The following is a 13,976-nucleotide window of genomic DNA, read 5'->3' as shown; positions in this document are numbered from 1 at the left end:
GAGGGTACCGGGCGCGGCAGACCGGCCCGGCAACGGCGGTCGCCGCCCGCCGGGCGCCGGGCACAGCCCCGCCGGACGCCGGGCCCGCCGGTCAGCGCCGGGCCGCGCCGACCCGCAGCAGCCGGTCGAGCAGGAAGACCTCGGTGCCGGCCAGGCCGGTGGAGCAGAACACCGACACCTGGTCCGCGCCGGTCCTTCCGGGGACCGCCCCGGCCAGCACCGCGCCCAGGTCGGCCAGCCGCCCGGCGTACGGGGGCAGCGCCGCGAGCATCGGCGGGTCGTACGCCCTCGCCTGTGCCGCCGAGTCGGTGACCAGGACGTCGGCGGCGTCCAGCAGGTCGGCGGCGAACTCGGCCCGGCCGCGCTGCTTGAAGCCGACCGTGTTGACGTGGGCGCCGGGGGCCAGGTCGGCGGCGGCCAGCACCGGCGTGGGGCTGGTGGTGGCGAGCACCACCACATCCCGGCCGGCGACGGCGGCCCGGGCGGTGTCCACGGCCCGGGCCGGCACGCCCAGCTCGGCGCGGACCCGGGCGGCGAACGCCTCCCGGCGGGCCGCCGAGCGGCTGTGCACGGTCACCTCGCGCAGCGGGCGGACCGCGGCGGCGGCCCAGACCTGGGTCCACGCCTGCCCGCCCGAGCCGATCACGCCGAGGGTGGCCGCGTCCGGCCGGGCCAGCGCATCGACGGCCACCCCGCCCAGTCCCCCGGTACGCCGGGAGCCCAGCTCCTCGCCGACGGCGACCGCCCGCACCGCCCCGGTCCGCCCGTCGTGCAGCACGACGAGCTGCTCGCCCTGCGGGTGGCCGAACGTGTCGTACGAGCGGTAGCCGTACCACTCGTCGGTGAGCTGCCCGGCGGTGAGCACCATCCGGCCCCCGCCCAGCGGGGCGGACGCGCGGGGCGGCGCGACCAGCCGGCCGGCGTGGGCGGCGAGCAGGGCGTCGCGCATCGCGGCCACGGTGGTGGACGCGTCGAGCACGGCGGAGACCTCCCGGTCGGACACAAACAGAGCCATGCCCCCAATACTGAAACTTGAACTCACCTTCACCTCAACCCCCCCACCCCGTCGATCATGGAGGTGTGCTGCCCCACACAACGGGCATCAGGGCCGTTTCACCCACCACGACTCCATGATCGACGGGGTGGGTGGGGTGGGGGGCGACGGTGCTAGCGTCAGGGGTGGGGGCCGAGGCACGACGACGGCCGCCCCGGACGAGGGTGGGCGTACCCGGTCAGGCAAGACGCCCGCGAGTTGTGCCCACTCGTCCCGGTCCCCGGTGGTCCGGGCCCCCGCAGAGGTGATGTCACATGGCCTGGATCGTGTTGGTGGTCTCCGGACTCCTGGAAACCGCGTGGGCGATCTCGCTCGACCGCAGCGCCGGCTTCAGCCGCCCCCTCCCCTCGCTCGTCTTCGCCGGCACGCTGGTGCTCAGCATGCTGGGGCTGGCGTACGCGCTGCGGGAGATCCCGGTCGGCACCGGGTACGTGGTCTGGGTCGGCATCGGCGCGGTCGGCACCGCGCTGGTCGGGATGCTGGCGCTGGGCGAGTCGACCAGCCTGCCCCGGATCCTCTGCCTGCTGCTGGTGGTGGCCGGGGTGGTCGGCCTGAAGGTCTTCCACTGACGCCACGGGGTGCCCACCCCGCCGGCGCGGTCAGTCCCCCGCACCGCCCAGTCCGGCCAGGACCTCCTCCAGCTCGTCCGGCTTGACCAGCACGTCGCGGGCCTTGGAGCCCTCCGAGGGGCCGACCACTCCCCGGGTCTCCATCAGGTCCATCAGCCGGCCCGCCTTGGCGAAGCCGACCCGCAGCTTGCGCTGGAGCATCGAGGTCGAGCCGAACTGCGAGGTGACCACCAGCTCGACCGCCTGCACCAGCAGGTCGAGGTCGTCGCCGATCTCCTCGTCGATCTTCTTCTTGGTGTCCTGCGCCGGGGCCAGCACGTCCGGGCGAAACTCCGGCTCCCGCTGGTCCTTGCAGAACTTCACCACGTCGGCGATCTCGCGCTCGGTGACCCAGGCGCCCTGGATCCGGATCGGCTTCGACGCGCCCATCGGCAGGAAGAGGCCGTCGCCCCGGCCGAGCAGCTTCTCCGCGCCCGGCTGGTCCAGGATGACCCGCGAGTCGGCCAGCGACGAGGTGGCGAACGCCAGCCGGGACGGCACGTTCGCCTTGATCAGGCCGGTGACCACGTCGACCGAGGGGCGCTGGGTGGCCAGCACCAGGTGGATGCCGGCCGCGCGGGCGAGCTGGGTGATCCGGACGACCGAGTCCTCCACGTCGCGGGGCGCGACCATCATCAGGTCCGCCAGCTCGTCGACGATCACCAGCAGGTACGGGTACGGCCGCATCTCCCGCTCGCTGCCCGGCGGGGCCTTGATCTCCCCGTTGCGCACCTTGCGGTTGAAGTCGTCGATGTGCCGGACCCCGTTGGCGGCGAGGTCGTCGTAGCGCATGTCCATCTCGCGGACGACCCAGTCCAGCGAGTCGGCCGCCTTCTTCGCGTTGGTCACGATCGGGGTGACCAGGTGCGGGATGCCCTCGTAGCCGGTCATCTCGACCCGCTTCGGGTCGATCAGCAGCAGCCGCACCTCGTCCGGGGTGGCCCGGGTGAGGATGGACACCAGCAGGGTGTTGAGGCATGACGACTTACCGGCCCCGGTGGCGCCCGCGATCAGGATGTGCGGCATCTTCGCCAGGTTGGCCACCACGAAGCCGCCCTCGATGTCCTTGCCGAGGGCGACCACCATCGGGTGGTGGTCGCTGGTGGCCACCCGCGAGCGCAGCACGTCGCCGAGGGCCACGTTCTCCGGGTCGGTGTTCGGGATCTCCACGCCGACCGCGCTCTTGCCCGGGATCGGGCTGAGGATCCGCACGTCCGGCGACTTCACCGCGTACGCGATGTTGCGGGAGAGCTGGGTGATCCGCTCGACCTTGACGCCCGGCCCCAGCTCGACCTCGTACCGGGTGACCGTCGGGCCCCGGGTGAAGCCGGTCACCTCGGCGTCGACCCCGAACTGGTCGAACACGCCGGTCAGCGCCGCGATGATCTCGTCGTTGGCCTTGCTCCGGGTCTTCGGCGCGGCGCCGCCGCTGAGCATGTTGGCCGGCGGCAGCGTGTAGTCGCCGGACAGGCCGCTGAGCGCGAGCTGCTCGGCCCGGGTGGGCGGGGGCGAGTGCTCCGGCGGCTCGGCCGGCTTGCGGGTGGCGGGCACCTTCGCCGGGGGCTTGCGGGGCAGGACCACGGTCTCCTGGAGGTCGACGCCCTCGTACGCCTCCTCGAAGTCGTCCGGGTCCGGCAGCGGCGGCGCGGCGCGCTTGGCCGGGCGGCGGCGGGCCGGCTTCTTCTCGACCGCCTCCACCGCCTCGGCCTCGTCGGCGGCCGGCGGCGTGCCGACGACCGCCCCGGCGAGCAGCCCGAGCCGCTCCGGGATCTTGTTGATCGGGGTGGCGGTGACCACCAGCAGGCCGAAGACCAGCAGCAGGAGCAGCAGCGGCACGGCCACCCAGGCGGTGACGGCGGACTCCAGCAGGTCGCCGATGCCCGCGCCGATCAGGCCGCCGGCATAGTCGCGCTGGACCGAGTCCACCGGGTTCTGTCCGATGTGCAGCATCGCCGCCGTGGCGACCAGCATGGACCCCCAGCCGACCAGGCCCCGGCCGCGGTGCTCCGGATCGGCCGGCGTACGCATCAGCCGCCAGGCGCCGATCGACAGCAGCACCGGGACGACGACCGAGATCGCCCCGAGGAAGAGCCGGACCGTGTCCGCGAGCCGGGCGCCCAGCGGGCCGGCCCCGGAGAACCAGATGGCCACCGCGCTGAGCAGGGCGAGGCCGAGCAGCAACAGACCGCCGCCGTCACGCCGGTGCTCCGGGTCGAGGTCGCGGGCCGAGGCGGCCTGCCGGCCGGCGGCCCGCACCGCCCAGCCGACGCCGTGTGCCAGCCCCATCCACACCGTGCCGATCGCGCGGCCGATGTGGACGGCGGGCCCCGGCCGGGCGGCGGCGGTGCGCCGCCGGGGCGCCGCCTTGCTGGTCTTCTTCGCCGGCTGACGGGCACGACTGTTCGTGGTGCCGCGCGGCGACGCGCCGCGTCGCCGGCTCGCCTGAGAGGTACGGCCCGCCATAGAGTCACCGTAACGGCGGGACCCGGCGGATCGCCGCTTTTCCGGGTCGTGTCCGCGCGTCGCAGCGCGAACGGAGCCGCCTGTTGTGTTATTCGCCTCAGAAGGGATGCCCGATGGCGTCGCCGGAGATCGAGGACGGTCCGGACGGCCCCCCGGCCGGGCCCGGCCGGGCGCTGCGCCCGTTGACCGGCGAGCTGATCGCCGCCGTGCTGCGCACCAGGGGGTACGCGGTCTCGGTGGACCCGCAGGGCCGGCTGCTCGGCCGCTGGGACGACAGCCTCATCTGGTTCCTGCGAATGGGCGCCGCCGGCGAGATCCTCCAGGTGCGCACCGTCGCCACGCCGACCTTCCCCATCGAGTACGTGCCGACGCTGCACGCCTTCTGCAACTCCTGGAACCACGACCGGTACTGGCCGAAGGCCTTCGTGCACGTGGACGACGACGGGCGCGCGCTGGTCTGCGGCGAGGTGATCACCGACCTGGAACGTGGGGTGACCCCGCACCAGCTCGACCAGCTCCTCGACTGCGGCATCTCGACCGGTTGCCAGCTCGCCGCCGCCGTCGGGCAGCTCGCGGGCGGGGCACGGCCATGACCAGGGCAGCCGGGCAGCCGCGCCCGTGGGACGGCCGGCTCGGGGGCCGCTGGGAGGGCCGACCGGCGGGCCGGTCCCGGGATCCGGGGCGCGGCGACCGGGGCCCGGCCGAGGCGCTGGCCGCCGCGCGGGACCTGCCCGACTCCGAGCCGCGCGTCGCCGAGCTGGAACGGATCGTCTCCGCGGCCGAGGCGTCCGGTGACCTCCGCACCGGCCTGGACGCCCGGTTCGCGCTGATCGACGCGTACCTGCGGCAGGGTGAGCGGTGGCGGCTCTTCGAACCGGTCCGCCGCTGCCGGGAGCTCCTCGACCGGGTGCCCGAGCTGACCGACGAGCAGGGTGCCGAGCTGCGCCGCTACCAGCGCTTCGCGGTGGAGGCGGTGTTCACCACCCCCCGGGTCGGGCTGGACCAGGCCCGGGCCGCGCTGGACGAGCTCGCCCGCTCCCCCGGCGGGTCGGGCGACGCGGACGACGCCCCGGGCGACCTGGTGGCCGAGCTGCGCTGCCGGCTCGCCGACCACCTCGGCGACGAGCCGGCGGCCCGCCGCTGGTACGACCGCTGGCGCACCGCCCCGGCCGACCCGGCCGCCGGCTGTCCGGGCTGTGCCCCGTCCCGCCGCGCCGACCTGCTGGCCGGCTGGGGCGACTGGGCGGCGGCGCTGGCCGAGCTGCGCCCGCTCCTCGGCGACCGGCCGCCCGACCAGGGCACCGGGCCGGGCGGGACCAGCGGGCCGGGCGGGACCAGCGGGCCAGGCGGGACCAGCGGGCCGACGGACGGGCCTGGCTCGGTGTACTCGGTGTACTGCACCGACCAGCCCGAGCGGGCGCTGGCCGGGGCGCTGCTGCCGCTGCTGCGCGCCGGTGAGCCGGAGCGAGCCGCCCAGGCGCACGTCGAGGCGTACCGGCGGCACCGGCGGGAGCGGGCGGCCTTCCCGTACCTCGCCGCGCACCTGCGGTTCTGCGCGCTGGGCGGGCACCTGGACCGGGGTCTGGACATCCTCGCCGAGCAGTTGCCCAGGCTGGGCCACCCGGCCGACGACATGGCGGCGATGGAGTTCGCCGCGGCCGGGGCGCTGCTGTGCGCCCTCGCCACCGAGGCGGGGCGGGGCGACCGGCGGATGCCCGCCGCCGGGGCCGTCGGCCGGGCGGACGTCGATGTCGATGTCGACGTCGACGTCGATGTGGCCCGGCTCGGCGGGCTGCTGGCCGAGCGGGCGACCGGGCTCGCCGGCAGCTTCGACGCCCGCAACGGCACGGGTCACCAGTCCGGCCGGATCGCCGCCCGGCTGGCCGAACGGCCGGTCGCCGCCCCGGTCCCGCTGCCCGCCGAGGAGGTGGACGGCGGGGACATGGAGCGCGGCGCGGACGGCGACGGCACGGACGGCGGACCCGACGGGCTGGCCGAGGACGAGCCGGGGGCGCTGACCGTCGCCATGGTCACGGCGGCCCTGGACCGGCGCGGGGACGCCTGGACGGTGCGGGGCGGCGGAACGGTGGTCGGGCGGTGGGATCCGGCGGTGATCGAGTTCCGGCAGGCCGGGGAGCGGGGCGAGATCCTGCACGTGCGGGTGCTGGCCACCCGGCGACTGCCAACGGACCGGCGCGCCGAGGCGTACGCGTTCTGCAACGCCTGGAACCACGACCGGCTGCTGCCCAAGGCGTACGCGCACGACGACGGCGGGGAGCTGGTGCTGGCCGGCGACGTGACCACCGACCTGGCCCACGGGGTGGCGCCGGCGCAGCTCGACGTGCTGGTCACCGCAGCGGTCACCACCGGCGTCGCGTACGCGGAGGCAGTCGCCGCGCTGCCCTGACCGGGACCGGAACCCGGCAGCCCGCACAGGCCGACGCCGGCCCGCCACTCGGGGCGGACCGGCGTCGGGACGCGGTGCGGGGTCGGGCCGTCAGACCTCGACGACCGTCGGGACGATCATCGGCCGGCGCCGGTACTTGTCGTTGACCCAGCGCCCGACGGTGCGCCGGACGATCTGCTGGAGCTGGTGCGGGTCGGTGATGCCGTCCGCCGCGGCCCGGTTCAGCGCCTCGGTGACCAGCGGGACCACCGGGTTGAACGCCTCCGGGTCCTCGGAGAAGCCCTTCGCCGATAGGGTCGGGCCGCCGACCACCTTGCCGGTGACCGAGTCGACCACCACCGTGGTGGCGATGAAGCCGCCGTCACCGAGGATCCGCCGCTCGGTGAGCAGCGACTCGCTGACGTCGCCGACGGCCAGGCCGTCGACGTAGACGTACCGGCTCTTGACGTGGCCGACCAGGCTGGCGCGGCCCTCGACCAGGTCGACCACGTCGCCGTCCTCGCAGAGCACCACCCGGTCCGGGGCGACCCCGGACTCGATGCCCAGCCGGGCGTGCGCCCGCAGGTGCCGCCACTCGCCGTGCACCGGCATCAGGTTGCTCGGGCGAACCACGTTGAGCAGGTAGAGCAGCTCGCCGGCGGGGGCGTGGCCGGAGACGTGCACCTTCGCCACGTCCTTGTGCACCACCACCGCGCCGGCCCGGGCCAGCCGGTTGATCACCCGGTACACCGAGGTCTCGTTGCCCGGCACCAGCGAGGACGCCAGCACCACCGTGTCGCCGGGGGCGATCGTGATGTGCCGGTGGTCGCCGCTGGCCATCCGGCCCAGCGCGCTCATCGGCTCGCCCTGCGAGCCGGTGGACATCAGCACGATCTGCTCGGGCGGCAGCGTGGTCGCCTCCTCGATGCCGACGACGAGGCCGGCCGGGATGTTGAGCAGGCCGAGGTCCCGGGCGATGCCCATGTTGCGGACCATCGAGCGGCCGATCAGCGCGACCTTGCGGCCGTGTTCGACGGCCGAATCGAAGACCTGCTGCACCCGGTGCACGTGCGAGGCGAACGAGGCGACGATGATCCGCCCCTTCGCCTTGGCGAAGATCGAGTCGAGCACCGGCCCGATCTCCCGCTCCGGGGTGACGAAGCCGGGGATCTCCGCGTTGGTGGAGTCCGACAGCAGCAGGTCGACGCCCTCGGCGCCGAGCCGGGCGAAGCCGGCCAGGTCGGTGATCCGGCCGTCCAGCGGGAGCTGGTCCATCTTGAAGTCGCCGGTGTGCAGCACCAGGCCCGCCGGGGTGCGGATGGCCACCGCCAGGGCGTCCGGAATCGAGTGGTTGACGGCGAAGAACTCGCACTCGAACGGGCCGAGCCGTTCCCGGCCGCCCTCCCGCACGGTCAGCGTGTACGGCTGGATCCGCCGCTCGGCCAGCTTCGCCTCGACCAGGGCGAGGGTGAACTGGGAGCCGACGAGCGGAATGTCCGGCTTGTGGGCCAGCAGGTACGGCACCGCGCCGATGTGGTCCTCGTGGCCGTGGGTGAGCACGATCGCCTGCACGTCGGCGAGCCGGTCCAGGATCGGCCCGAAGTCGGGCAGGATCAGGTCCACGCCGGGCTGCTCGACGTCGGGGAAGAGCACCCCGCAGTCGACGATCAGCAGCTTGCCGTCGTACTCGAAGACGGTCATGTTCCGACCGATGGCGCCGAGCCCGCCGAGCGGGATGATCCGCAGGCCGCCCTCCGGCAGCGGCGGGGGCATTTCCCCCTCGTTGTGCGCCTCGGTCACGCGTCCACCTCATTCTGCGACGCCGTCACTCGGCGTCCGTCGTGTCGTTCGTTCATCAGGGGAGCTCCAGACCCGCCGCCGCGCAGTCCGTGCGCAGCTGGGCGATCTCGTCCTCGGTGGCGTCCACCAGCGGGGGTCGTACCGGGCCGGCCGGCAGGCCCTTGGCCGCCAGTCCCGCCTTGACCAGGATGGTGCCCTGGGTACGGAAGATGCCGGTGAACAGGGGCAGCAGCCGCCGGTGCAGCGCCAACGCGGTGCCGGTGTCGCCCGCGTCGTACGCCTCGATCATCCGCAGGGTCTGCGCACCGGTGAAGTGGGTCGAGGTGCCGACCACGCCGGCGCAGCCGACCGCCAGGGCGGGCAGGGTGAGCGAGTCCTCGCCGCTGTAGTACGCCAGTTCGGTGCGGCTGGTCACCCACGAGGTGGCGGTGAGGTCGCCCTTGGCGTCCTTGACCGCGACGATGCGGCCGTGCTCGGCGAGGCGCACGAGGGTCTCGGTGGCGATCGGCACCCCGGCGCGGTGCGGGATGTCGTAGAGCATGATCGGCAGTCCGGTGGCGTCCGCGACCGCGGTGAAGTGCCGGACCAGCCCGCTCTGCGGCGGCTTGTTGTAGTACGGGGTCACCACGAGCAGGCCGTGCGCGCCGGCCTTCTCGGCCGCCGCGGCCAGCTCGATGGTGTGCCGGGTGTCGTTGGTGCCGACCCCGGCGACCACCCTGGCCCGGTCGCCGATCGCCTCCACCACGGCCCGGATCAGGCATTCCTTCTCCGCGTCGGTGGTGGTGGGCGATTCGCCGGTGGTGCCGTTGAGCACGAGCGCGTCGTTGCCCTGCTCGTCGACGAGGTGGTTCGCGAGCCGTACTGCGCCGTCGAGGTCGAGGGAGCCGTCGGCGGTGAACGGGGTCACCATGGCCGTGAGCAGTCGGCCGAACGGGCGGGACACCGCCCGCTCGGTGGCAACAGGGTGGTCGTGCGTCATGCTCACAACCTAGCGGACGACCACCGGAGCGTCGGCGGGGAAGGGTTCAGGACTCACTCGCCGTGCGGGCTGGCCGCCACCTGCGTGCCGTCGGGCAGGGTGGTGACGAAGAAGTCGGCGAAGACGTTCGGGGCGACCCCCTGGAGCTGACGCAGGCACTCCACCGCCAACTCCCGGATCTCCACGTCGGCCTGCTCGGTGGCCCGCATCGCGATGAAGTGCCGCCAGGCCCGGTAGTTGCCGGTGACCACGATCCGGGTCTCGGTGGCATTGGGCAGCACCGCGCGGGCCGCCTGCCGGGCCTGCTTGCGGCGCAGCGTCGGGTTGGCCTCGTCGGCGAACCGCTGTTCGAGGCCCTCCAGCAGCTCCGTGTACGCCCGCACGCTGGCCTCGGCGGCCTCGACGAACCGCTTGTGCAGCTCCGGGTCCTCGGCGATCGCGCGGGGCTCGACCATGGCGGCGTCGCGCTCCGGGACGTACCGCTGGGAGAGCTGGGAGTACGAGAAGTGCCGGTGCCGGATCAGCTCGTGGGTGAAGGAGCGGGACACCCCGGTGAAGTAGAAGCTCACCGAGCCGTGCTCCAGCACCGACAGGTGCCCGACCTCCAGGATGTGCGCCAGGTAGCCGGCGTTGGTGGCGGTGGCCGGGTTCGGCTTCTTCCAGCTCTGGTAGCAGGCCCGGCCGGCGAACTCGGCGAGCGCCTGGCCGCCGTCGGCGTCGGTCGACCACGGCACGTCGTCCGGGGGCTGGAACTGGGTCCACGCGATCAGCTTGACCTGGGGCTGCACCATCTCCGGCATTCCTGGGACTGTAGTGGCCGCCCGCCGGTGCGCCCAAGCCAGGCTCGCCCGGTGCAACATCGGTCACCCCTCTGCGCCGCCGGGGAAAGCGGGCGGGGGCGGGCGGTACGGGGGTGCCGGTCCTTTGGAGCTGAGTCGTTCGCGTCGTCACCGGTCCCGGTGGCCCGTGATGACGCGAACGGCTCAGCTCCAAAGGGCCCGCGGGACAGTACCCGAGCCCCACCCGACCGGCCCGGGGGCCGGCGGGCGTCAGACGTAGATCGAGGTGAAGGGGGCCCAGGGGAGGTTACGGGCGACCGAGAAGACCAGCCAGAGGGCCAGGAACCCGCCGATCAGCTTCGAGCTGATCTGTGGTTCCGGCAGCCGCCAGCCGAACGCCTGCTTCCCGGCCCAGGCCACGAAGAGGTACGTCAGGAAGGGCAGCGCGAAGACGAAGAGGAAGTGGTGCCGGGCGGCGGCCGGCAGGTCGCCGTGCAGCACGTACCAGAGCGCGCGGGTGCCGCCGCAGCCCGGGCAGTCCAGCCCGGTGGTGAGCTTCAACAGGCAGCTCGGGGCGGCGTCCGGCGCGGCCCGGGTCGGGTCGCTGAGCAGCGCGTACGCCATGCCGAGGCCGACGCAGCCGAGCGCGGCCAGCGGCACCGCCCAGCGCGGCGAACGGGCGTAGACCCGCATGACGAAGCGGGTGAATCGGTCCGGCTCGGCCATCGGGTAGGCCCCCGGCGGCCACTCGCCCGGCGGCCACTCGCCCGGCGGCGTACCGGCCGGGCTGTCAACGCTCGTCACGCCGCTCACGGTACACCGGACACGCTTCTCAGCGCGGCGGCCAGCGGGACGGCGAGGTCACCGGCGGCGGGCGGGGCGACCGCGTCCAGCCCGAGCCAGCCGGCCAGCCGGTACAGCTCGGCGGCCAGGGCGAGCGCCGTCTCCCCCGGGTCGGCGCCGGGCTCCACCCAGGCGGCTGGGACCAGCAGCACGCCCGCCTTCCGGTCGGCCTTCAGGTCGACCCGGGCGGTGAACCGCTCGCCCTGGAGGAAGGGCAGCACGTAGTAGCCGTACACCCGCTGCGGGGCCGGCACGTAGATCTCGATGCGGTAGCTGAGGTCGAACAGCCGCTCGGTGCGGCCCCGCTCCCAGACCAGCGGGTCGAACGGGCTGACCAGGGTGGCGCCCCGCGCCCAGCGGGGCAGCCGGGCGGCGGTGTGCAGCCAGGCCGGCTGCCGCCAGCCGCGCACCGTCACCGGGGTCAGCTCGCCGGCCTCGGCCAGCTCGGCGATCGCCTGCCGGGCCCCGGCCGCCGGGAGGCGGAAGTAGTCGCGCAGCTCCGGCTCGGCGGCCACCCCCAGCGCCCGGGCGGCGACCCCGACCAGCGCCCGGTACGCCTCCGCGTCGGTCGGGGTGGGCGCGGCCAGCACGGCCGGGGGCAGCACCCGCTCCGCCAGGTCGTAGCGGCGGGCGAAGGAGGTGGTGCGGTCGGCGGCGGCCACCTCGCCGGCCCAGAACAGGAACTCCAGGGCCTTCTTCACGGCCGACCAGTTCCACCCCCAGTTGCCGGTCTCCCGGGGGGCGTCGTGCTCGATCTCGGCGGCGGTCAGCGGCCCCCGGGCGGCCACCTCGTCGCGGACCCAGGCGACCAGGCCCGGCTGTTCCCGGGCGATGCGGCGCATCCCGCCCCAGGCGTCGTCGTGCGCCCGGGCCATCCGCCAGCGCAGCACCGGGTGCAGCCCGACCGGGACCAGCGACGCCTCGTGCCCCCAGTATTCGAACAGTTCCCTGGGGCGGCGGTAGGCCGCCGCGTCGAGCAGCGCCGTCGAATACGGCCCGAGCCGGCTGTAGAGCGGCAGGTAGTGCGCGCGTTGCAGGACGTTGACCGAGTCCATCTGGATCAGACCGACCCGGTCGAGCACCCGGCGCAGGTGTCGACGGGTGGGCGCCCCTGCGGGTGCCGGGTCGGCGAAGCCCTGGGCTGCCAGTGCCACCCGCCGGGCCTGGGCGAGCGAGAGCGATTCCGGTGCGGCCATCGTGGGCACCCTAATCCAGGTGTACGACACCGGTGCGGCTCGCTGGACGACGCGCCCACGGGGGCATAGAACGGACGCATGCTGATCATCCGCCCCGAGGAGCCGGACGACGCCGAGGCTGTCGCCCGGGTGCACGTGCACGGCTGGCAGGACGGCTACGCCGGGTTCATGCCGGACGAGGTGCTGGACCGGCTCAACGTGGCCGCCTGGGCGCAGCGCCGCCGGGACACCGGCACGGCCGACCCGGAGCACCCGTTCACCACCCTGCTGGCCGAGCGGGACGGGACGGTCGTGGGGTTCACCACGTTCGGGCCGTACCGGAACAACCAGGACCGGGCCGACCTGGACCAGACCCTCGGCGAGGTGCTGACCATGTACGTCGAGAAGGCGTACTGGGGGGACGGGACGAGCGGGCGGCTGCTGGCGGCGGCGAAGGAGCGGCTGGCCGGGCGAGGCTGGCGCGCGTACCGGCTCTGGGTGCTCCGGGACAACCGGCGGGCCCGCCGCTTCTACGAGCGGGCCGGACTGTCACCGGACGGCGAGCGGGCGACCTACCGCGTGCCGCTGGCCGGCGGAGCGCCCCCGCTCGGCCTGGTCGAGCTGCGCTACGCCGGGCGCCTCGACGACTGACCCGGCCGGCGGCGGCCCCCCGGCCGACCAGACCCCGGCCGCCCCGGGTCCGGCCCACCGGCGGACCGGCAGGAACAGCAGCAGGGCCAGGCTGATCCAGACGTAGGTGTTGCTGCCGAGGAAGCCCCCGACCCCGGTGAAGTCCTTCTCCCAGGCCCAGACGATCCGGCTGATCAGGAGGCCGTACCCGAGCGCGGCGGCGGCCAGCAGGACGCCGCGCCGACGGCTGCGGGCGGGGGCCGCCATGCCGTTGTCGACCAGCAGGATCAGCCCCGGCAGCAGCCAGACCAGGTGGTGCACCCAGGTGACGGGGCTGACCAGGCACATCACCGCGCCGGTCAGCGCCAGGCCGATGGCCTCGTCGCCGACCGCGGCGGCGGCCCGGGACCGCCACGCCCAGACCGCGAGGGTGGCCAGCACCAGCGCCGCCCAGGCCAGGCTGCTGGGGTGCTCGGGATTCAGCCGGGCCACCACGCCGCGCAGCGACTGGTTGGACACGAACGCCAGCTCGCCGACCCGGCCGGTGTTCCACAGCGCCGAGGTCCAGAACTCCCGGGACGCGTCGGGGAACAGCGCGGCGGCGGCCAGCGTGGCCCCGGCGGCGGCGCCGACGGCGGTCAGCGCGGCCCGCCAGCGCCCGGTGACCAGCAGGTAGACGATGAAGATCCCCGGTGTCAGCTTGATCGCGGTGGCCAGGCCGATGCCCACCCCGGCCCACCGGTTGCCGGCCGGCAGCAGCCGCAGCAGGTCCACCGCGACCAGGAACAGCAGCAGCATGTTGACCTGGCCGAAGTTGACCGTCTCGCGCATCGGCTCGAACGCGGCGGCCAGCAGGAGCGCCACGGCGAGGGCGTACCAGCGGGTCCAGCCGGCCCGGCGGGCGATCGGGTCGACCAGCCACCAGATCAGCACGGCGCTGACCACCACGGACGCGGCCACGCTCACCACGATCGCCGCCGTCCAGGGCAGCACCGCCATCGGCAGCATCGCCAGGGCGGCGAACGGCGGGTAGGTGAAGCCGTACTGGGTGCCGGGCTTGAGGAAGTCGTAGATCTCCCCGCCGTCGTGCACCCAGAAGTTCAGCGCGCCGTAGTAGACCTTGAGGTCGAAGAAGCCGTGCCGCACGGCCGCCACCGCCAGGAAGGCGGCCACCGCGACGGCGAGGCAGCAGACGCCGACGACCTGCCCGGTCGTCCGTTTGGCACCCTGCGCCACCGTCGCCTCCCTCGCCCTGCGTA

At 74.4% G+C, this 13,976-nt stretch carries 12 protein-coding genes and 1 riboswitch; of the genes, 4 read left to right on the top strand and 8 right to left on the bottom strand.

What is annotated here, in order from left to right; translation table 11 throughout:
* Positions 1-91: 91 nt before the first annotated feature.
* Positions 92-1,015: an ornithine cyclodeaminase family protein gene (locus tag C5N14_RS06710; protein WP_117666509.1), complete on the bottom strand. Its 924-nt coding sequence runs from the start codon at positions 1,013-1,015 to the stop codon at positions 92-94.
* A gap of 164 nt (positions 1,016-1,179) precedes the next feature.
* Positions 1,180-1,251, top strand: a riboswitch (guanidine-III (ykkC-III) riboswitch).
* Positions 1,252-1,308: 57 nt separating this feature from the next.
* Here C5N14_RS06710 and C5N14_RS06705 point away from each other — a divergent pair.
* Positions 1,309-1,623, top strand: a complete 315-nt coding sequence (locus tag C5N14_RS06705; RefSeq protein ID WP_117666507.1) for a multidrug efflux SMR transporter — start codon at positions 1,309-1,311, stop codon at positions 1,621-1,623.
* Between the two features lie 30 nt (positions 1,624-1,653).
* On the opposite strand, the gene C5N14_RS06700 is transcribed toward C5N14_RS06705, so the two are convergent.
* On the bottom strand, positions 1,654-4,125 hold the full coding sequence (locus C5N14_RS06700; RefSeq protein WP_117666505.1) for a DNA translocase FtsK: 2,472 nt from the start codon (positions 4,123-4,125) through the stop codon (positions 1,654-1,656).
* Positions 4,126-4,238: 113 nt separating this feature from the next.
* Between C5N14_RS06700 and C5N14_RS06695 the strand changes: the two genes are divergently transcribed.
* The gene (locus C5N14_RS06695) at positions 4,239-4,718 is read left to right on the top strand and encodes a YbjN domain-containing protein (RefSeq protein WP_117666503.1); all 480 of its coding nucleotides are present in this window, start codon (positions 4,239-4,241) and stop codon (positions 4,716-4,718) included.
* Entirely contained in the window at positions 4,715-6,532 is a 1,818-nt protein-coding gene (locus tag C5N14_RS06690; RefSeq protein WP_117666501.1) for a YbjN domain-containing protein, read from the top strand. Before C5N14_RS06695 ends, C5N14_RS06690 begins: the two co-directional genes overlap by 4 nt.
* Positions 6,533-6,622: 90 nt before the next feature.
* Here C5N14_RS06690 and C5N14_RS06685 read toward each other — a convergent pair whose 3' ends face one another.
* The 5 genes from C5N14_RS06685 to C5N14_RS06665 form a co-directional block, all read right to left on the bottom strand.
* Positions 6,623-8,311 (bottom strand): ribonuclease J, encoded by a 1,689-nt coding sequence (locus tag C5N14_RS06685; RefSeq protein ID WP_117666499.1) that lies wholly within the window; start codon positions 8,309-8,311, stop codon positions 6,623-6,625.
* 55 nt (positions 8,312-8,366) lie between these two features.
* Entirely contained in the window at positions 8,367-9,290 is a 924-nt protein-coding gene (gene dapA / locus C5N14_RS06680; protein ID WP_117666497.1) for a 4-hydroxy-tetrahydrodipicolinate synthase, read from the bottom strand.
* A gap of 53 nt (positions 9,291-9,343) precedes the next feature.
* Positions 9,344-10,081: an FAD-dependent thymidylate synthase gene (gene thyX, locus C5N14_RS06675; RefSeq protein WP_117666495.1), complete on the bottom strand. Its 738-nt coding sequence runs from the start codon at positions 10,079-10,081 to the stop codon at positions 9,344-9,346.
* A gap of 258 nt (positions 10,082-10,339) precedes the next feature.
* The gene (locus tag C5N14_RS06670) at positions 10,340-10,882 is read right to left on the bottom strand and encodes a DUF2752 domain-containing protein (RefSeq protein ID WP_371685803.1); all 543 of its coding nucleotides are present in this window, start codon (positions 10,880-10,882) and stop codon (positions 10,340-10,342) included.
* Positions 10,879-12,108, bottom strand: a complete 1,230-nt coding sequence (locus C5N14_RS06665; protein WP_117666493.1) for a winged helix-turn-helix domain-containing protein — start codon at positions 12,106-12,108, stop codon at positions 10,879-10,881. The genes C5N14_RS06670 and C5N14_RS06665 overlap by 4 nt, the downstream gene beginning before the upstream one ends.
* Positions 12,109-12,186: 78 nt before the next feature.
* Between C5N14_RS06665 and C5N14_RS06660 the strand changes: the two genes are divergently transcribed.
* Positions 12,187-12,738, top strand: a complete 552-nt coding sequence (locus C5N14_RS06660; protein WP_117666490.1) for a GNAT family N-acetyltransferase — start codon at positions 12,187-12,189, stop codon at positions 12,736-12,738.
* Here the strand turns inward: C5N14_RS06660 and C5N14_RS06655 are convergent.
* Entirely contained in the window at positions 12,637-13,953 is a 1,317-nt protein-coding gene (locus C5N14_RS06655; protein ID WP_117666488.1) for a glycosyltransferase family 87 protein, read from the bottom strand. The two genes, C5N14_RS06660 and C5N14_RS06655, sit on opposite strands and share 102 nt — an antisense overlap.
* Positions 13,954-13,976 lie beyond the last annotated feature (23 nt).

It is taken from the genome of Micromonospora sp. MW-13, from assembly GCF_003434305.1.
Classification (GTDB): domain Bacteria; phylum Actinomycetota; class Actinomycetes; order Mycobacteriales; family Micromonosporaceae; genus Micromonospora.
The sequence above is the reverse complement of the archived record's forward strand: the minus strand, read 5'-3'. Positions and strand labels throughout refer to the sequence as shown.